Consider the following 21,459-nt stretch of genomic DNA (forward strand, 5'->3'; position numbering starts at 1 on the left):
ATCGATGAAACCCATGTGGGGGCGTAAAAATAAACCTGAAGAATACGGTCAAGATATCACTCGTACATATATGCAATATCTATTTGCATGTGGTGGCGACATTAAAACGATGGTTGAATGCTGCCGCGAGAAGGATATTCCTCTGTACTGGTTTTATACCCAAAGTGGTATTAAAGTTAAAGACGAAATTCGGTCATACTACCTTAAAAATGAGGATAATTTCAATACTGACCGTGAAATGGCCGAGGTCAATGGGGACAGCGACTTAGTTGAATTTTTAGATAGTCTCGAAATTAATTTTAATGTGGCCGAGGAAGCTATTGCCGCTAATGATGAAGCTGAGGTTGACCTTCAGCTTCTCAATGGCGATACTCTGACAACACGTGAATTCAATATCTATCTCGTCGCAGAGCCGGCAGGAATTTACGATAAGGCAGTAGCAATTTTACGACCTGAGGGAAAATTTGTAATTGAGCATGTCAGCTCGCTAGGTCATATGGCAAAGATTCTCACGAGTCTCGCAGCTATGGACCAACCGTCACTTCATAATCTCATACTGATAACACCTAATATTGGAATTAAGTTCAAGGATCAGATTGAGAGTGTGCTACGGGAACGAATGAGTTCCGGAGCTAGTGACAATATCAGAAAGATACCTTGGGCAAGTTGGGGTGTACGTGACGATATCCCAAGTAGTGAGAACCTTGATCGACGTTGGATTGAGCGACTCATCCCACCTCTACCGCAAACTATTGAGGATGCGGATATGTCCGATATCGCCGAGGTTCAGCGAAAATATTTGATGGCAGTTGAATTAAATCGATCCCTCACTCAAAAAGTTGAGGATTTACAGGGTATCACGAAAAATATTAAGGATACGTCTTTGGTAAGTCAGACGAAGGCAATTAACGAAGCAGTAACCGCGGCAATTAAGGATAAAGAGTCCGAATACGCACCAGTTAAACAACAATTGAAAGATGTCAGTCAAGAACTGGACGAAGTTAAGAGTTCTTTGGAACGTGTAAATAGTCAGTTCGTGTTGGCTACTGAAACTAAAACTCAACTTGAAACTCAGCTTAAAGCTGCTGAGGATAAATTAGCCGAAACCGAGGATAGCCTCGCTAAAATAAGTGAAGAACTTTCCGAAAGTCTCGCTAAAATCTCTGAACTTGAGTCAGGCGTCGCTGAGGATCAATCAGAACTAACATCAAAATTACAGGCAACTATTGATGAGTTGGAGCAGCATCGTGATGATGGTCTCACAACAATATCTGAGTTAACTGAAGAAATTGCAAAAATTACTGCACAATATCAGGAAGAAACTCAAAAAGTAGTTGAGTTAACGGATAAATTGGATTCTCTTACTATTGACCATCAGGAAATGGAGACCAAGTATGATTCTCTATATTCTGAACTAGTAGCTAAAGAAGCTGAGATCAATCGTCTCAATGAAGAACTGGTAAAGGTAAATGAGGACGCAGCACAATTGAATCAAAAACTGGAGAATCAGGAACACGAACTACAGCAAAAGATTGTGGAACTTGCTGAAAAAACTCAAGCTTTTGATACGATTAATTTAGAATTGACTTCAAAAATTGCTGAGATCGAAGCCATCAATAATGAGGTCGATGGTAAAGCATCTGAACTTGATGATAAATCGGGTAAACTTGAGGAACAAACAGATAGAATCAATACGCTCCTTGATGAAATTAAAGAACTCCAGGGGACTGTTGATACACTCACATCAAGTATGCAGAATTTACAGGAAAATATCGATGCTAAAAATGAGGAATTGCGGATAAAATCTGAGAATTTTGACGCACTCGACCGGGAATTTACCCTGCAGAAAGAGATAAATCAGCTGGTTGAGACACAAGTTTCTAAGTTAGATGCTAAGCTCACCGAGAAGGAAAGCGAGATTCAGGCTAAAGAGGATGAAATCGCTAGATTATCTGAACTACTCCAGGTTAAGGATATTGAGATATCTGAGACTCAGCAGAAAATTGCAGATAAAAACTTGGAAATTTCTAATCTATCTTTAGAAATGGATGATAGATCTACGGCGCATCAAGATCATATTGATGAACTTCAAGGGAAAATTGATGAGTTAAACTCTGTTATTCAGGGTGAATCTAGTTCCGATGTTATGCAAGCTGCTTTAATTGAGGAACTTCAGCTTAAACAGGAAGAACTTGCTGAGACAATTCGTGTCACATCCGAAACTTTGGATAGTATGACTGCTAATTTCGAGCGGGTTACTGCGGAGAAGGCTGAACTATCGTCTAAATTAGATGATGAGTTGAATAAGTTCAATTCACTCAATGTTAAGTATGATGATTTAACTGATGAAATGATACAGCTTAACGAAAGTTTTACTTCGCTCCAAGGGGAATTAACAGCTAAATCGGAAGAACTGCACAATACTAAATTAGAATTAGTCCGTGTGAAAGCTATTTCTAAGGAAGAAACTACCGATAAAGCTGAGATTGTCCGACTAAAGGCTGAAATCGCCGGATTAAAGGCTAATGATATCACGGACAAATTATTGCAGCAATTGCAGGATAGCCAAGCTGAGGTTCAGGTATTGAAATCAAGACCTGCTGTAGGTGCAGCTAATCAAGAATTAACTTCAATTAATATTGACTCTTTGCCATATCAGATCATTAATTTGAAAGTACTTAATATGCCAATAACCTTCCCTAACTTCCTGTATGGATTCGGGCCATATTTCAATGACCGTGGTGGCTTCGCTAAAGTCATTCTTACTCCGGCGCCAGGACTTTATTCTAACTATATTGAGACCCTTAAATCACGGGGATGGATTGAGATTAATGTTAGAAGTGGTAATTTTGCTGAGAACTTCAAAGGGGTTATCGGGTCAAATTCTAACATTGTAGTTGTCGACTTGACAATGGAAAATCACAATTTCTTTGTTGGTAAGCATACACATGCTTATGTCGCACATTCTCAATATGACTTGAATGTATTCGGAGTAAGTGGTCAGTATATTTCACCTGAAGATGGCGGTGGTTTCATCCAGCTTAAAGAGACTGCTCAAATTATAGCTATTGGTGACGTCGCGTCTTTATCAAAACACTACTACCGCTTTATTTCAAAATGGCTTGAAAGGTAGGCAATACATCTATGGCAAAAAAGGACATGACATCAGCGTTTGAGTTTTACTTATACAGAGCATATCAGCTGTTTACAGGGGGCCGGGCGCCCTCTGATAGACCTCCTTCCGACACCCCTCTAAAAGAGGGGTATTTCTTCTATTCGGCTAATAGAATTTACACTACAAACCGAATTAAGAAAGTATTTTTTATCAACGAATTACCGTCTGAAATTGATGCTAACTTGATTACATCGCTTAAGGATACCGTACGTAAGTACGGAACACTTATCGCCCATTTTTATTCCGAACCCTATTCACTCCGTTTGGATTCATTACGAACAAGATCAAGGGTAAATATCTGGGAACAGCGATACAATGAGAGTGTAAAAAAACAAAAAAGCCAGACTAAGGGTCAGGAAATTTTGGAAAAGGATTCTGACGCTTACGAATCAGTCACCAATAAACGAATGATTGACTCTTTCCTCTATGTGAAGCATGCTAAGAAAGAGAACATGGAATTCTGTAAGACTAGTATTATGCTGGAACTGGTCTCGGATAGTGAAATGAGTTTTCTACTGGCAGAAAGTGCATTAAAAGATAAACTGTATCTTAATAAAATTCGATTTAGTGAAACCTTCATGTTGACTAACGAATACTACAAATCCTTCAGTCCTGTATCCTCTGTAGAAAAAAGTTTGATTGCTGATAAAAACCCTCCTTATATCTTCACTGATGAAGTACTCTCCGGTTTCAACTATCCAACTCAAGGTATTTTTGGTGACAAATACGGATTTTACATGGGTACCGACCGATACACGGTGATGCCAACAACAATTAACTTCAAAAAGGACGAATCAGCTGTTAATATGTTGCTTGCGGCTGAGACTGGGTATGGAAAATCATCTTATGTACGAAGTATTATTAACTCCGCTTATATGGAGAATGATGTTTACTCTGTAATAAGTGACCATGAGGGCGATGAATATGCACCTTTGGGGAAACTATATGATGCGGCTACAATCGATATTTCCGGTAGAACTAAATCATCACGTTACTTTGATACGACTGAAATAGGACAATTAACTGGGGATCCTGAGGTAGATTATGGACTATTATCTGCAGCAATGGATGCAACACGTCGAGTATTTGACCTTCTAACTGACGAAGAACATGGAATGAGTTCTACAGAACTCGCTATATTCAATGACGCTTATAACAATGCACACCGTTTGTGTGGGGTGGTCAAGGATAAGCCTCTTACTTGGGCAAGATCGGTTAACATGTCATATCACAGGATTTACGAGCAGATTCTTGAATTGTCTAATTCACCTCAGCACCGGGCAGTATATCCTCTTGAATTGATTAAATTTATTGACAAACTTCGGGTATACTTCGATGACGATGGTATGTACTCTCATATCTTTAGAGACCGTATCGGACTCTCTGAAGTAGTTGGGCAGAAAGTACTTATTTTCTCCTTTGGTGAAGGAGGTAAATCTCAAATCACAACTAACAGCACAATTACAGCAATCAAGCAAATGTTTTTTGCTTATATTTCTAACTTGATCGCTAACTACAATAAGTTCGTGCTTAAAGGGTACACCTTGGTTGTATTTGAAGAGTTCCAACGGTATATGAACTATAAAGGTGCAGGACAGATTGCAACAGACCACGTTACCGGTGGACGTAAACGTAATGAAATTGTACTCCTCGTAACAAACTCTCCTTCCCAACTGATTGACGTTATGAAGAGTTCAGGAACAACTAATTCTGAATTTGGATCAGCTGCTCGGGCAATCTTGGACAATATCCAATGCCGAATCTTGGGATATCTCAAAGAGGAATCAGTTGAAAGTATTTGTGACCTCTTCTCAATACGTGATGCTAAGCCAATCCTGCATGAGATACGCGAGCGTGAAGAAGTTTACAAACACAGTTTCCTCATTAATTACCGCAATGAAAGTACAGTTGTTAGAATGGACATCCCTCCTGAACTTCTCGCTTCCGATGTATTCCGTACACGTACAACAGAGAACGATAAAGTTAAGAAATAATGTAAAACAAACATCATACTAACTCTTTATTTGACTAAATTTAATCGAAAATAGTAATTTAGGATTGAAATCTAGAGTTAGTATGCAATTCCTCAGTTAACCTCATTCATACCACTACTCCCTCAAACTTACTATTATTCTAAATTCCCACGAGGAGTGTGTGGTTTTTATGGGCAGTCAGGATAAAAAGACTAAGTCCCTAACAAAGCGAACAATTAAAAATGCGGGCAGAATCAAATGGATTATTCAAATTATAGCTATTATACTATCCGCAACACAGTGGTTAATTCCAATATTTTTTGTCGTTTTAGTAGGGGGATATTTTACACTCGGACTCATCGCGCAAAAGGCTGCTGAAACTGTGCCTGATAAGGTGGTAGAAACTACTAAGCCTGCTGAGACTGAGGATACTAGTTCTTCCGGAACAGGTCAATCAGTTACACCGGGTACTAGTGCACAGAGTATCAATGCTTATAACACGCATAAAGAGGTATACGATATTATTAGTAAGTATGTTATCTCTCCTGTACCTGCTAAAGATGCTCGAATTTCTTCCGCTGTAGGTTGGCGGGTCTTGGCACGAGGTAAGGATTATCATACTGGTGTCGATATTTCAACTAGGCGTGAAGGACAAGATGCAATTGTTGCCGCGATGGATGGTACAGTTATAAAAGCTGGTCCCGCTTCTGGATATGGTAATGCTATTTATATGAGGCATGAACTTGATGATGGAAAAGGCGGTACATTGACCGTATACACTATCTACGGACACATGAAGCAGAAAAACATCTTCGTTAAAGTTGGCGATAAGATTAAAGCTGGCACTAAGATTGCGTTAATCGGTAATGAAGGTGGATCATACGGGGCACATGCTCACGTAGATTTACGATTACCTAATAACATTGACGGACGTAGTGGCGACGCTAGTATTATGGTATCATTCAAGGCTGAGAGATACCACAACTACAACTTAGACTTAATTGTGGCACTGAGTGGTAAAACTTCACTTGAAGGAAAAGAACAAAATCTAGCTGCATTTATCGGGAGATGATAACTTTGAAATTTAAGAAACTTTCATCTGTGTTATTGATTTCTGCGTTGGCAATATCCCTCACTGCTTGTACCGGAGGTATTCCCAATACAGACAAGGAACAGAATCTAGCCTCAAGCATTATCAACTATAAATTTACAAGCACGGGAATGGGCGAACTGCAAGGTAATTATGACAAATTGCGGTCTCAGATTCCTGAAGCAACATATGATCAAATTTTCGACTTAAGTGCAAATCCTGGAAGTGTGGCAATACCTTCGATGGTTGGGGTCAAATCTTTCAGTTATACACCATATGAAGTACTCACAAAAATACAAGACACTTATACCTATGTTTATGTTTTAGGTACTCTCGAAAGAGTCCTACTTGAATCTGAGCACCATGAAGAAGAGGATGCTATTATTTACGATAAAGTGGTAGCAAAATTCACATTCAAGGACGGTAAATTAGTCGACTACACTGAAATGTAGGGGGGCGACAGCTTGTCATATTTACTCGTTGCTTTCTTCATAATCATGATCAGTTATGCATATGCCTTTCCTGCCGATCTTGATCTTAGCAATATGTTCAAAACTATTGCTCTCGTCTTGGTTATAATACTTATTATGAATTTACCGAGAATCTTATTTTTTATTACACACTAACTTTAAGGGGACTATAAATTATGAGTGGTACAATTCCTTTCGTGTTCGGTTTTGATGAAGAAGGTAAAACGATTACTGTTGATCTTGCAAAAGAATCACATATCTCAGTTTTCGGACCAACAGCTTCGGGTAAAAGTGTACTCTTGAGTAATTTAATGCTTTCATTGACAAACTACAATTCACCTTCGCAGGTATCGGTTATACTTTTCGATATTAGACGCTCAACTTATAGCTCTGCATTTTCCTCCATGCCGCACGTGATAAACTACGCAACCGATGTTGAAAGCATTGCTGAGTCGTTGAAAAACTTAGCTAGTATTGTAACGAAGCGCTTGGAAATTCTTGCTGATAACGGATTCATTAGTTGGGATCAGTTCCGCTCACAGTTGAAACGTGAATCATATAACGATGTAGACTATTCTAACATTTTTGTTGTATTTGATGAATTGACGAGCACTATCGCTGAAGCTAAGGCTTCCAGCAAAGAATTATATGACTCAGTTAATGCCAGTCTCTCTTCTATCGCAAGAACCGGGCATAACGCAGGAATTAGGCTCATTTCATCCTCGCAAAAAACGTCTAGTGATGCTATTCCGAAAAACATTGTAATGAACTCTAGTTTCAAACTAGCTTTCAAGCCTGATGAAAGGGATTATAGTGTCCTAGGTGCCAATAAAAATAATCTACCAGTCTTAACAGAAGCTGGACAGTGCCTGTATATTTCCAGTGGAATGGCATCCGCATCTACCGCACACACAGTTCCACCTTATCTGCAAGGTGCAGCATTTACAGGACACTTGAAATTAGCTGCTGAACACTGGAAGGCTAAACAAAATATTACTAAACCTGCTGAAGTTGTTGTCGAGAATGAAGAAGACTTCGGTGTAACTTGGAAGAAGTTCCTCAGCAGTAATTAATTGTGAAATTACCTTTCAATAAGGAGGTGAACGCATCATGAAAGACTTAACAAAACCTCTTAAAAAGATACCTGATGTATTTCTAGAGTGGACTCTCCGTTATCCTGGGGATCCTGATCGTGGACCCTACGATCCTTATGGTGGTGGGGACGACGAAGATGATGATTGGGATGATGAAGAAGACGGAGGATCATTTACATATACACCAACTCCGGCTGCACCTCCACCTGTTAGAAGTCCCGAAGAAGAAAAGGCACGATTAGAAAAGCTCTTTGGGTATACTGAGAAACCGGCAGTTACGCCATCATACTCAAACCCTGGATATTCCACATACTCGACTCCAGAAAAACGTGAATGGCATCATGTAGTTTTAGACTTCGCTAAGGCACCGTTTATGTTCTTTTACGATATTCTGCGGGATTGTACTCAGCGGACTAAAGCTGATTTCGAAGTATTTTTCCATAAATTATTCGTATTCAGCTGTATATTCTTCGGACTTGCTCTGGTATGCTCGTTTGCTTTCAAAAATGCGTCACTTCCTATTAAGGAGACAATTGTTGTCTCCTTACTTTTCATTGTAGTGTCAAGATTAACTTTAGTATGGTATTACAAGATCGGCAAGAATGACACAATCGAGGAAGTTACATCCGAACCTGGAATACCAACTGTAAGTATCCCTACTAGTTCTGCCGTTGGTGTACCTGGTCAAGTACAAGCGGTAAGTGCGCCTGTTATTATCTCAGGTGATGACAATGACGATGATGAGGAAGACGATGAGTATTATGACGAAGACGATGAGTACGATGAGGAAGATGACGACTTCGATGAGGATAATCCTGACGATGATGACGAGGAATATGACGACGAAGATGGAGATTACGACGACAGTGATTATATTCAATCTGCACCTTCACGTCAAGAAAGTAATGGCGGATCGTTGCGACGTGTTGAAAATGTAAAAACTACTAAGGTCAGCAGTGGTGAACTCAATTTACAGTTGATTGAGAAAGCAACCGACGCACAGTTCAGAGAACTTGTACTTGATAGTTTCATTGAAGGACGTAAGCGGTATAAATATAGAGATGAGCCACGTAACCGGATGGAATTGATTCAATCATTCTCTCATATTCTGTATGCTAATACACCTGGCTTTAGTAAGTGGACTGAAATTGATAGTCATACTATCGTGGCTAACAATATTTGTTATCTCATTTACTTAGGATGTAAATCGCAAAACTCTAACATGCAATTTGAAGAAGATCCGATGACAATTATAAGCATGCGTGAGAATGAATTGATGTACCGTATTGAAGCTGATATGTCTAACAAAATCCGGAGTGAAGTTGGTCTCGAGGACTACATCGCTAAGCAGTTCCGTAGTGATGAGAAATCAACGCCGAGCGTTATTGTTAACTTCCTGGGTAATGGTAGATTTATCTTCAAGGTTATGAAACCGGTACGTAAAGTTATTTCAATCGGTGACGTGTTAATGTATAGTGATGATCAGCGAGGAATTAACGTTTTACAGGACCTGGGTAAGGAGAAATATTTCCTTCCTTATGTAGTGGGACTTGTAAATAATGAGGAACCGCAGATTATTGACTTATTAGGTGAAGCGCATATGGTTATTGCCGGTGAAACCGGTGGTGGTAAATCCTGGTTTATATTCTATACGCTATTGAGTATGGTATTGAGTAATAAACCTAGTGATGTATCGTTCATTGTATTGGATATTAAGCGATCCGCTATCTTTAAATCTCTTAATAAGTTTCCTCATTGTATTCATCACGAAACCGAACATAGTAACATTCTTGAGCGCTTGGAAATGTTACACAAAGAGATGGAATACCGTAAACAGTTGCTCGATAACTTCGAAGCTGAAGACTGGCATACGTTAAGAACTAAATTTAAGGATCGACCTGATATATTGAACAACTTACCGTATTTATTCATAGTTTTCGATGAGATGGCCGCAACACTTGGCCAATTCAAAGATATCAAAAAGGATTTGTTTGATAAGGCGACATTCTACTTGAGTAGTATTGCTCAGCAGGCACGTGCATCCGGTATTAAAATTGTCGGTATCGCTCAGCGGACAACTGCTGATAACATTCCGAAAAACTTTATGAACAATGCTAGTTTTAAAGTTGGTTTCAACCTTACTGAAGCTGACTATGATCGTTTCGAGATCAAGAAAGGTCAGTTTAATATTCCACGTGAACCGGGGCAGGCAATTTACCTAGCTAGTGGGATGACGAAACCTAGTATGATACGGACACTAGGTACCGGCGCTTTGGGTGATCCTAAGAGTAATGAATCTATTGTTAATATTTTTAAAATGTTAGCTTTGGAATGGACTTTACGTGACCCTATACTTCCTGAATTTCAGTCATTCGATTCTATTGATAGCCGCGTAGAAATGCGAGAGAAACTCCTTGAAGATTATGAGGAAGGTAACTACTTCTCTGAAATGACTGAGAGTGTGGATGATATCTTTAACAAGATATTAAAAGGTGAAAATGTAAAGGGTGACACTGATTCTCCAATTAAACCGGCAAGTAAAGCAAAGAAAGTTAACGTACCTGCGCCAGAAACAATATATCCTCTGCCTGAAAAGTTAGATCCTAAACCACGTAAAGCCGCTGTCCCTGTAATTGTACAGGATAGTGATCTCGGTGATTACCCTGACGAAGATGAAGACTTCGATGAAGACTTCGATGAAGACTTCGATGAGGACAACCCGGGTGATGACGAGGACTTCGACGAGGACGACTACGATGAAGACGACTTCGACGAGGATGATGATTTTGATGAAGATAACCCTGACGGTGACGACGAACAGTATGCAGATTCGCTGGAAGCTAATTATCCAGTCAATCCAGTTAGGCGTAACCCTGCAGCAATACCTGATTTTACGCAGGAGTCTAGCGGTCCAATTACACCGACTGGTAAGAAATTTTTTAAACAACCCCGTTATAATCGCAATAAAGTTGAAGCTGGTGTGAGCAGGCAGGAAGTAACTAAGAAGGTTGTGCCCCAGCAGGTAGTAATACCGACACATGCTGATGGACGTACCTATTCACCTTACGAATTTATCAAACTACGTGGTGGAGTTATATCAGCTTCGGTACTAGAACAACTTTACTCATCACATGATATCAAAAAGTCTATCATGGATCATTTAATCTTTAAATCAGGTGACAGGTATGTGATTTAGAACGATCAAAAAACATTTACATTAAGGAACAGAATGAAGAATTAATTCTGTTCCTTATTTTTATTTCTAGGAGGATGTACATGTACGAAAAATCAGAAGTTTTACATGATTTACCTGTATGGGAGACCGAAGGAAATGAGGTTGTTCAGAGATTTACTTTCTTCGACTTCGAAGCTAATGGTGTAGATCCATCAATAGCGGAACCAATTGAATTTGCAGGTGCCCATTTCGAGAACGGAGTTATGGTAGATTCAATAAACTTCTTGATTTATCAGGACATCGAAATTGATCCGCAAGTTGTTGATGTCACTGGTATCACTACTGAGGAAATGAAGCGTGAAGGTATTCCTGAGGAAGAAGCTGTACGTAAAATTCACGATTTTCTTGGTACACGTCTGATTGTTGCACATAATATCGGCTACGACTTACAAATACTTAATGAACTGTACAAACGACACGGTCGTAAACGTCCTATCGACAATCATTTCATTGATACACTCACTATCGGACGGAATGTTGATTTCTACCCACACCGACTTGATAAACTTTGTGAACGTCATAATGTACCTTTGACAGGCGCTCACCGAGCACTTAATGACGTTGTTGGTGGTGCAGGACTTCTGCTTCATTACGCTAAAGATAATATCATCCGACCTTACGTGGACAAGCTCGGGTACTTCGGTAAATATGCTCCGCCTGCATGGTATCCGGAATACGCAACACTGGTTAAGCAGTGGAACAAATATAACAATTAAATTTCTGTTTAAACTCGAGACTGCCCTGAGAAGGGCAGTTTTTTATTTTAATGTACTGTTTTATTTACTGATAATACCGTCTAATAGTTAGCTTGAACATTAAATAGTATGGAAAAGAAATAAAAAATGATCGATAACCTCATATTTCACCTGTATCTCTGTTTCCCACTAATATCTCTAATTTCACTTATATCTCTGGGAGGGTTAATATATGTCAAAACCACAATGTACCTCGGTTTCATCTGTTAGTGAAGAAGAATTATTAATGTTGCGCTACATAAATCCAACATTCGTTATGACTCTATTTATTATTTGTGTTGCTGCTCTCTTTGTTCCTTATGATTTAGGGACAGAAATACAGGTATTTACTTTAGTTATTGGATTAGTTTCTTTATCAGCTTTAATATGTTACATTGATATTAGGAGAAAAGTTGGTAGATTTTTTAGTTCCAAGTCAAGATGAATAGTCGATTAAGTAGTACTTTAATATAACGTTAACAATTAATATTCTACTTCATTAAGTTATATGAGTTAAGGGTTAACTAAAAGTTAAGGAGTGTTCTTAATTGGTACCAAATAAAATAGTACAATACGAAGAACAACTAAAAAATACATCCACTTATAAGGAGGTCAACTAATGGCATCACGTACTCCATTGTATAATGACTTCTATTTAAGAGGTAATTTGAGCGACCAACAGATTAAATGGCTTCTCAAGGTTCATGGTGATCAGGCCGCACCTAAGTTGAAGCACGTAATTGATGGATTCGAGTTGCATGATCCTCAGACTGTAGCTGTCGCTATGGGTATATTAAATCCTAGATTCTTCATTGCAGATAAAGTAGGATTAGGTAAAGGACTGATGGCCGCCGCAATCTACGCCAGATTGAAGCAGATGAATGCGATTAAGGTGCAAAATGGTGAAGCGGCTCCTATTGGTAAACAATTGCTTGTAACTGTACCTCATAACGTTATTCAAATGGCTAATACTTATCGTCGCTACGGACAGAATATTGTTCCAATTCACGGTGGTAATGCTAAGAAAGTTTTGAATGACTTCGATATTGACGATCCTAATATTGACGGTATCGTTATTCCGTGGTCAGGAATGATATCACAGGGTATTCTTGCGTATATCTCAAATAACCTCGATAAATTCAGTTTCGGTGTTTATGACGAGACTGAGAAATTGGTCAAAGAAGGTTCACAGACTTATACGAATGCTAATGCAATCGCTAAGAACCTTAACCGAATGATTTTTACTTACGGTACACCTTGGCAGAAAAGTGTCATGGACTTTTTCTATCAATTCAAGGTGTTGAATCCTACGGTATTACCCTATAAAAACTTTCTGCAAAATAACTATGCGGTTATGGATGAAGAGTATTACTGGAGTTTTGACCGTAACTTGCGCCAGTCTACTAAGCGAACTCGTTATGTAGTTGGTGATTATAAGAATCAGCAGGAACTTAAAGAAAGACTCGCGCTTCACTTTCTTTCAAGGTCCAAAAAGGATTATGCTAGCTCACTTCCTGAGCATGTTATCACTGCTGTACCTGTGGAAATGTCTATCCATCAGAAGGAGCAGATTAACGAATATACACAGAAAGCTGTATTCCTCAATAGTCCAACAACATGTAATGAAGATGCATTCTTTACTAAGCGTCACGTTTCGAAGTTGGAAAAAGTTTTGGACCTCTGCGAAGAAATTAAAGAGGATCGACCTATCATTTACTGCCATCATCCTAAGGCTCAGGTAGTTATCTATGAGCACTTGAAGGAAATGGGATGGAAAGTTGCTTATATCAATGGTAAAACCGAGTATGAAATGCGAAGTGAGATAATTGACGATTTCAACGATTATAAACTCGATTGTATCATCCTCAACGTGTATGATGCAGTTAACTTGCCAACATCACAGGCTGTAATCTTCTATACTATTCCAACTAAGCCTAACATTACATATCAGGTAATGGGACGGATTGACCGGAATAACTATACACAAGTCAAAAGTTACTACTTCCTTATTTATATGGATTCTATCGAAGTCCAAAGATTACGTGAACTATCATTGTTCCGTGAATATCATGCTAATGAGTTCACTGGTAGTGCCGATAGTGTCTACCATCAACTTGATTCGCAGATCAGTGCTATTGAAGATCAGCGAAGAGAATATTCAGAAGAACCAGACTTTGATTTCGATGAGGTGATGGGACTATGACAGATATCTTAGATGGAATTGAGATAGCTGAAGAAAAGCCGCCTTGTAAGTGTTGGGGTCGTAAGGTTATATTGAATGAATCCGGGGACTTGGTCCCCTGCCCTGTTTGTATGGTAATAACCAATTCGCCTGCACATAGTGTTGACCCTGGGGCCAACATTGAATTAATCCCTGAAAAATTCCGAGATGTCTTTTTCGACATTACAAAAATTCTCGATGACAATAAAATACCTGAGAAAGTTCGTAAGGACTTGGAATTTCCCAAATATTTAAAAGCCTTGGAGAAAATTGTATACAGCTCATCTAATGGTATGCTTTCCTCGAAATCTCTGTTCTTGGCGGCTCCTCCTGGATTCGGTAAGAACCATGCAGTTTATGCAGCTATGGAAGGTGCTATGCGTTATGGGTTAACTGTGGCACCTTATTATGATTGTGGTGAACTTCGGGAAATGATTGATAAGCAGCAATTAAAATCCGATTATTATACCGCTGATATTTGTTTCGTTAAAATAACTTCAGGTAATGTCACTGTTCAGGATTTACAGTGTGCTAAGCTTATCACTGAACGTCGAGCGCGGCGTAATAAGCCAACTATTGTTACATCACGGATGCCGGTTAACTATTTCACAAAAATGGAACCTAGCATAGTCGAATTAATTCGTAAAGATGTAAGTAATGGTGACTATTTCAGGTGGCAGTACTTGGCAGCTCCCTTTATTTTTTATGAAGGTAAGCGTTAAGATTTAATGTCTTATATAACAGGACGGATATAAGTTTAGACCAGCGGTATAGGAGGTTCTTCCATTGTCAGATATGGTAATTACAGAAGAGGATATTTTCCCTTATATAATCCGGGGAGAAGGCAAGGACTATGAAGCAGTACAGGATATGACCATTTATTTCATTCAAGCAGTACCACATAACATTTTCACGAAACAGTGGCATATTCTTTACGATATTATACAGAACGGCGTAAGATTCAGTAAATTTTACAATAATCAGCAGGCCAACCAGATCATGAAACGGGCTGTCTCCAACTATGTGACTAAGCCTGAGATTCAGATCAAGGATGTCACTGAGAATTATTATGATGAGAAACTTGCGGCTGACGATCTCTACGGTGTCTGTACTAACACGTGGTTAGAAATGAGTGATGAAGTTCTCGATGTAAATGATTTTAAGGCTAACCTTGATTTGTATATCGAAACATGGGCTGCTGCTCAATATCAGAAGATTCACGTCGATGCCTACGCTATCATGAGTAAGGAAATGCGTGTTGGGCGTGAGATATTTTACGGACTCGAAGGAAGCAAACGGTATTATAGCATGGAATCTACTAAGGTAGAGACTATTCTCAATGCATCAAAACGTACAACATCAAGAATCTACGTTGCACCAGAAGGTTATGAATCATACCAGAAAAATAAAGAGAATAGCCCTATTACTCACGTACTTACGCATACAGGTGTGAAAAGTATTGACAAAGTAATTGGTGGTATACGTAAGTCAGATTTGATGGCTGTTATCGCTTTCTCTGGTCATGGTAAAACTCGTTTCGTTTCTAACATGGTTTATAATGCAATGATGTTGGGCCAGCACGGTGTCTATTATTGTTTGGAATCAGAAACGAATGAGTACATTGCTAAACTAATTGCAAGACACTTAGCGGAGAAATATAACAATCCTCCTATTTCTGATACTGATATCATCCAGAAACGTTACCCTAACGCTGAAATTGAGAACCTTGTACACTTGGCTGAGTATGATCTGTTCAATAACGAAGCCTACGGTAAGGTTGAATTTATTCCAGGACCTTTGTATATCGAAGACTTCCAATCTGGTATTGAAGCTATATGGAATGACCGTGGACGTTTGGACTTTGTCGTAATCGACCACACAGGTTTGGTGCAGTCACACCTTCTTAAAACGAAAAAGGAAATGCTGGACTGGTTTTACCCTCAATTGAAAATTATTTCTGGATCGTTCATGGGAGAAGGTATTGGAGTTGTATGCGCACACCAACTTAACCGTGAAACTCACGCTGAACTCTTGAAGGCTGAGGATGATGTTGAGGTGGCAACTGACCAAGGTGCGGCTGACTCTATCGAAGTAATTCGGTCTTCAAGTTTGGCGATCACTATATTCTGTGAACCTCGCCATAAAGATACGGATACTTCCGATATATTATGTGCTAAAATGCGTAATGGTAAGGGATTCCGTCGTACTAAAGTGTATGCTCAGATGGGTAACTGTCTTTATCGGGATTTACCTCAGACTGCAGGAGAAGCTACTTATACACTATAAACATTATCTTTTAAATACTATTAACAAATACCCTGACCTTAAATATAAGGTCGGGGTATTTTTGTTAGATATTTACGGTTAAAATAACAGTTTCGCTAATTATTTTCTTCATTGGTCATTTTAGAAAATATAATCAAAATAAATACTAAAGATACCCTCTAGCAGTTGAGATTATTTAGATTTACTTTCTGATGTACTAGGTTAGATTTGATGCAGAATAATCTCAGTTAGGGGGACTTTATTAAATCGTGAAAAAACGACCTATTCCGGGATAAAATTGAGTTAAAATGGTTATAAATGTTGGTCTCGTATTTATCTCAGAACTGTTGCACTAAAATCTCAGTGGGATACCTGTGATAATCGTTAAGCAATTAACGCTGACTTTTTAAGGCGATTTAAAAATGTACAGACTTGTTTATAGTAGATATTCATTATAGTCAATCTTCTTTGGACGAATGCAATTATTATTGCAATTATTCTTTATATTTCTCACAATAGTCACACTTTGAAGGGCTATTTTAAAACGATGTACAATTATTAATATCTCAGCCATTTCTCATATCAGGGCGTAATGGAAAAATATCCAATATATAAGTACTATTAAATACGAAATTGAAAATGTAGAGACTAATTTGATCTCGCGTTAGTCTCATAAATTCTCTCAATATTCTCTTTAACATTGCGTAAATCATTAGATTCTATATTAATCCTTCTTTAAAACTAACTATCAGATGTAAGTTAAAAATAGGTTTAAAATAGGTTTCGATTATAGCTACATACTAACTTATATCCAGTTTTTAACAAGAACATTATGCTGTATGGAATTTTTAAGGGGGTTTAACGATTGAATTATCTCGTTCGATTAACGCCTATATTAAAGAAATTAAAATCTGTCTTTTAACACTAATTAGCTCCGCAGACATTTGGCGGGATGCTAAAATCATGGAGGAACCTATGCGAAAACTCACGATCCGGCTAGCGTTTGGTGCGCTGGCTATGCTTAGCCTGACAGCAGGCGGCTGGCTATCTACTCAAACTCTTGAAGCTAAATCAGAGTCTACTGAAGGTAACACTTCACAGATTGCTGCTGACAACCAAATTCCACCTGCAAATGAAGAAATCGATAAACTCTACCGTAAAGTCTATGAACTAACAAAAACTAATGATGAGCAGATGGAACAGATTGACGCGATAAACTTATTGTTAATTCAGTCTCTATCTGAAAAAGCGAACAAAGCTGAGCATAACGCTAAAGTAGCCAAGGCTGTTGCAAACGAAGCTACTAAAATTATTAGAGAATCCCAAGGAACTCAGGCTATCGTTAAAACTGTTGTGAAGGCTCCTTCGGGTAAACAAGGCAAACCTAAAGTTATTGTGCAGCAAGACGTAGGCTCTGTCATTACGGTTATAGCTACATCTTATATTGCTCTTTGTGATACAGGTTGTACGGGTATTACAGCTACAGGTATTGATGTCCGCGATAAAACACCAAATATTATTGCAGTTGACCCCGACATCATCCCATTGAATCGCAAGGTGGAATTATTCGTTAACGATAAATCTATCGGTATCTACGAAACACAGGATACTGGTGGAGATATTAAAGGCTTCCGCATTGACATACTAAAAAGTTCTGAACGCGAAGCGCTTAACTTTGGTAACCAAGAGGTTACAGTAAAAATTATTGAGTAGTCTCTAAAATGCCTTAAAATTCCTGAAATACATGAACGAGAGAGTCATCACTATTAAATATAAACCATATAAAAGACCGAGGGTAATTTACCTCGGTCTTTTGCATCACTGTAATATCTCATTAATTTGGTTCTTTTTGTGTCGAAATAACTAGGTAACACAGGAATAGGCAGTTATTTAAGGTGATGGGTAGGTGAAGTGGCTAAGAAGCTGTTCTATTAAAGGCAATAAATGTATTGGTAATCTTAGGAAGGTTCTGAATCAGGTAACGACAACCTAATACGTTATTTACAGCTTATGATAACTATCTATTCACCTCAGTTAATTCTGGAACTATCTATAAACAATCTCAATTCCGCTAGGACTTCAAGTTAATTGACAGCTACTTTCAGAGTTAACTATAATAACGTGTAGTTAGATATCTTTCAACGTTAAAGGTGTTCATTTTAGTGCGGCAGTATATTTGCGAGGAAAATAAGGAGAGTGAAGTTAAAATGTATTTTATCGCTATTTTAACGACGACAAATGTATTAGGAGGTCTCTCAAATGGGCTTGCGTGAAATATTCCAAGATAAGATGTCGTTACCTGACTATTTCTCTACCTATGTCCGAAATGAGGATATCAAGATGATGCGTAGGGTTTGTTGTCCTATTCACTCGGAGAATACACCATCTTTCTTCTATATGCGAGATACTGATACATTCTCTTGTTTCGGCTGTGGCAAGGCTGGATCAATCATCGAGTTGCACTATTATTTGATGAGATTAGATGATGAAAAAATCACTAAGCAGGTTGCAATCGAGGATTTGGCCCATATCTTAGGAATCAAGTTGAATCGTCGTTTTGAGAAAATAAAACTCGAAGCTACTCTTCCTCAGAAGTATTTCCAGGATAAGTTAGTTAAGAGTGCGCGAGGAAATATTTCATCATTAGCAAGGATTGACTTGCTGAATGCTTTTGGTAATACACCTGAAGAGATTCTCGGAATCATGAAATCAGGTAAACTATAGGGAGGTCAAATATGCTAAGACAGCAGCTTAACAGCCTGATTCGAATTAAGTATGTAAAACTCTTATCTGGGACCGATGGCATCAATGGTTATGTGTTCGCAGATTGGGCAAAATGTAACAAATTCCTAGAACAAATTTTTGGGAAGCATTTGCATAAACGTGTAAATGTCGGTATTTTCAGTAAAGGTGTCATGAAACCAATTAATCTCAAGTCAATTTCTTATCAGGATAGCGTTCTAGAAATTAACGAATTCATTATTAAGTGTAGTGAATACGATGAAGAACTTAAATCTTATCCTGTAATTGTATGGTACTCTGATGAATCTGTCTTTGTTAGTTTCTTGATTAAGGATAAGGAACTATTGTCAATAAAATTTCCAGATAAGGTGTAATTAAACTATGAAATTTACAGCGCTAAATTTACGCACGTTTTTATTTGAATCTCAGAAGTTTTTTGATAGGACTGCAGAGACTGGAACATTGTTCAGAAAAGAAACCTACCCTGTCACGAATCTCTTTATTGATCCGGCTACGAATACAGGAATGGCAATTTTTACACAAGACGGTGAACTGGTAGCTGGATTCCGGGCTGAAATCATGGGTGACGATAAAATCCAGTACCGACGGGACTTATACAATGTTATTTCCGAATTACATAAGAAGTTCAATTTCGGAAATATCTATTTTGAGGAAGTATTTGTCGGAAAATCCTTTGATACGCTGAAAGTTTTACTCAGCATTCGGCAGACTTTCTTTGAAATTGAGAAAGACTTAGGTATCCGGGCATTGGGCGTCAATAATAAGCGTTGGAAAGCTGCACTCGGACGGAAAATTTACGAGGATGATAAAGAAAATATACGTCATCACGTTAGTCAAACATTTGATATTAATAACATTCCTCAAGATACAATCGATGCGATCGGTATGGGAATGGCTGTACTTAGACGAAACGCGATGGTTGTAACTCTACCTCCTAAAAGTGCTTTCAAGTACTATTTATATCTGGTTGAGGAACCTGAGGATGTTACTGAAATTATTCTCAAGAATCACAAGAAATTGTTCCAGGAACACGGCTTTAACTTTTTCTCTTATAATACTACTGAGTTATTTAAACCGAATGCGCTGCATGCTCTGGCATATGACAATTTTACATGTGCATTAATTCCGCCACATCGATATTTCCCTCAAATTCTCTTACAAAATGGGATTCGGGAAATGGATACGCGGGATAAAAAACTATTGGTAGTATTTCATAGAAAGTAACTGAAAGGTGGTTTCATCGTTGAGTAGAGTTCAAGAGTTAGTGACCAGTCTGCGAGCAGCAGACACTGCTTATTATGATCCAGAATTGAAGCCGATTATGCAGGATCATGAGTACGATCTTTTACACGGAGAGTTGATTGCTCTCGATCCCAACAACGAATACTTCAATGAAGTTGGTGGCGTTGTTGGAGAGCAGAGTGAGTATGACGCAATTCTACGTGGACATGCTCCAATGAAATCGATAGTTTCAATTTTCAATGAGAAAGATGCCATTGGTTATGGGATACATAGATACGATTGGTTGCTGATGGCTAAAGCGGATGGTCAGGCATTTGAGGCCTTGTACCTCTACGGTAAGTTAGTATTTGTAACTACTCGTGGACGTGAGGGCAACAATGGCCGAAATATCACTGCACAGATGCGGCATGTTATTCCTAACTATGTTGAAGAACTTTCCTCATACCCTTCAGTTACTATCTATGGCGAGGGTGTAATTTTATATCAAGATTTCGAACGGATGAAAGAACGTTATCCTGAAATCTCTAATATTCGTAATTCAGTATCAACATTCTTTAAGGATAATTTTAATATTGAAGACATCGAATATTTTACAGCTCTTGCTTATAATATCGACTTCGATGATGCACCTAATACTCGATTAGGCAGATTGCAGTTACTGCAACATATCGGTTTCCGAACAGTAGATGTAGTTAATTATGAGGGCGATCCTATTGAATCTCCCTATAACCTCGATAAATATTCATTCGAGTACTTGACAGACGGACTTGTCCTCTGTGTAAATTCTCAGGACTTATTCGAAGAAATCGGTGGTAATGATAAACACGATGATGGGCAGATTGCACTCAAGTACGGTAACTGGGAATCCCCTGATTTCTCAGCCATCGTTGAGGATATTGTATGGAGTGCAGGCAAACAAAGATTTACCCCTATCGCTGAAATCGAACCCTTCTATACTCCGAGTGGTAAGAGAATTGAAAATGTCTCTTTGAGTAATGTAGCAACAATCATCAAACATCAAATTCTACCTGGTACTCGAATTTACTTTAAATATCAGTCTGAGATTGTGCCGATGTTCCTCTATAGCGAGCATACTATGGGTGAAGAGTATGAGGAAAATGACGATGAATACGATGACGATGATGAGAACTGGGACGAAGAAGGATGGGACGAAGAATGAAAACTATTTTAGATTTA

General features: G+C 38.5%; 16 protein-coding genes. All 16 read left to right on the plus strand.

The window, feature by feature from the left end:
- Positions 1-4: 4 nt before the first annotated feature.
- Positions 5-3,133 carry a hypothetical protein gene (locus tag ABGV42_RS01880; RefSeq protein ID WP_347380130.1) on the plus strand — a complete coding sequence of 1,043 codons (3,129 nt, stop codon included), beginning with the start codon at positions 5-7 and terminating at the stop codon, positions 3,131-3,133.
- 11 nt (positions 3,134-3,144) lie between these two features.
- Entirely contained in the window at positions 3,145-5,169 is a 2,025-nt protein-coding gene (locus ABGV42_RS01885; protein ID WP_347380131.1) for a hypothetical protein, read from the plus strand.
- Between the two features lie 169 nt (positions 5,170-5,338).
- Complete coding sequence (locus tag ABGV42_RS01890) at positions 5,339-6,220, plus strand: M23 family metallopeptidase (protein WP_347380132.1); 882 nt, start codon at positions 5,339-5,341, stop codon at positions 6,218-6,220.
- 5 nt (positions 6,221-6,225) lie between these two features.
- Complete coding sequence (locus ABGV42_RS01895) at positions 6,226-6,690, plus strand: hypothetical protein (RefSeq protein WP_347380133.1); 465 nt, start codon at positions 6,226-6,228, stop codon at positions 6,688-6,690.
- A 194-nt stretch (positions 6,691-6,884) separates the two neighbouring features.
- Positions 6,885-7,781, plus strand: coding sequence for an FtsK/SpoIIIE domain-containing protein (locus ABGV42_RS01900; protein WP_347380134.1), 897 nt, complete (start codon positions 6,885-6,887; stop codon positions 7,779-7,781).
- Positions 7,782-7,818: 37 nt separating this feature from the next.
- Positions 7,819-10,998: an FtsK/SpoIIIE domain-containing protein gene (locus ABGV42_RS01905; protein ID WP_347380135.1), complete on the plus strand. Its 3,180-nt coding sequence runs from the start codon at positions 7,819-7,821 to the stop codon at positions 10,996-10,998.
- A gap of 80 nt (positions 10,999-11,078) precedes the next feature.
- Positions 11,079-11,753, plus strand: a complete 675-nt coding sequence (locus tag ABGV42_RS01910) for a 3'-5' exonuclease (protein ID WP_347380136.1) — start codon at positions 11,079-11,081, stop codon at positions 11,751-11,753.
- A gap of 211 nt (positions 11,754-11,964) precedes the next feature.
- Positions 11,965-12,216 (plus strand): hypothetical protein, encoded by a 252-nt coding sequence (locus ABGV42_RS01915; protein WP_347380137.1) that lies wholly within the window; start codon positions 11,965-11,967, stop codon positions 12,214-12,216.
- A 174-nt stretch (positions 12,217-12,390) separates the two neighbouring features.
- Positions 12,391-13,974 (plus strand): DEAD/DEAH box helicase, encoded by a 1,584-nt coding sequence (locus tag ABGV42_RS01920; RefSeq protein WP_347380138.1) that lies wholly within the window; start codon positions 12,391-12,393, stop codon positions 13,972-13,974.
- Complete coding sequence (locus tag ABGV42_RS01925; RefSeq protein ID WP_347380139.1) at positions 13,971-14,714, plus strand: hypothetical protein; 744 nt, start codon at positions 13,971-13,973, stop codon at positions 14,712-14,714. Before ABGV42_RS01920 ends, ABGV42_RS01925 begins: the two co-directional genes overlap by 4 nt.
- Positions 14,715-14,787: 73 nt before the next feature.
- Entirely contained in the window at positions 14,788-16,278 is a 1,491-nt protein-coding gene (locus tag ABGV42_RS01930) for a DnaB-like helicase C-terminal domain-containing protein (protein WP_347380172.1), read from the plus strand.
- A 942-nt stretch (positions 16,279-17,220) separates the two neighbouring features.
- Positions 17,221-17,970 (plus strand): 3D domain-containing protein, encoded by a 750-nt coding sequence (locus ABGV42_RS01935; protein ID WP_347380140.1) that lies wholly within the window; start codon positions 17,221-17,223, stop codon positions 17,968-17,970.
- Positions 17,971-18,516: 546 nt separating this feature from the next.
- Complete coding sequence (locus tag ABGV42_RS01940; protein WP_347380141.1) at positions 18,517-18,981, plus strand: CHC2 zinc finger domain-containing protein; 465 nt, start codon at positions 18,517-18,519, stop codon at positions 18,979-18,981.
- Positions 18,982-18,992: 11 nt separating this feature from the next.
- On the plus strand, positions 18,993-19,373 hold the full coding sequence (locus tag ABGV42_RS01945; RefSeq protein WP_347380142.1) for a hypothetical protein: 381 nt from the start codon (positions 18,993-18,995) through the stop codon (positions 19,371-19,373).
- 7 nt (positions 19,374-19,380) lie between these two features.
- Positions 19,381-20,244: a hypothetical protein gene (locus tag ABGV42_RS01950; protein WP_347380143.1), complete on the plus strand. Its 864-nt coding sequence runs from the start codon at positions 19,381-19,383 to the stop codon at positions 20,242-20,244.
- 19 nt (positions 20,245-20,263) lie between these two features.
- On the plus strand, positions 20,264-21,442 hold the full coding sequence (locus ABGV42_RS01955; RefSeq protein ID WP_347380144.1) for a hypothetical protein: 1,179 nt from the start codon (positions 20,264-20,266) through the stop codon (positions 21,440-21,442).
- Positions 21,443-21,459 lie beyond the last annotated feature (17 nt).

This window comes from Paenibacillus pabuli, assembly GCF_039831995.1.
GTDB classification, from domain to species: Bacteria; Bacillota; Bacilli; order Paenibacillales; family Paenibacillaceae; genus Paenibacillus; species Paenibacillus pabuli_C.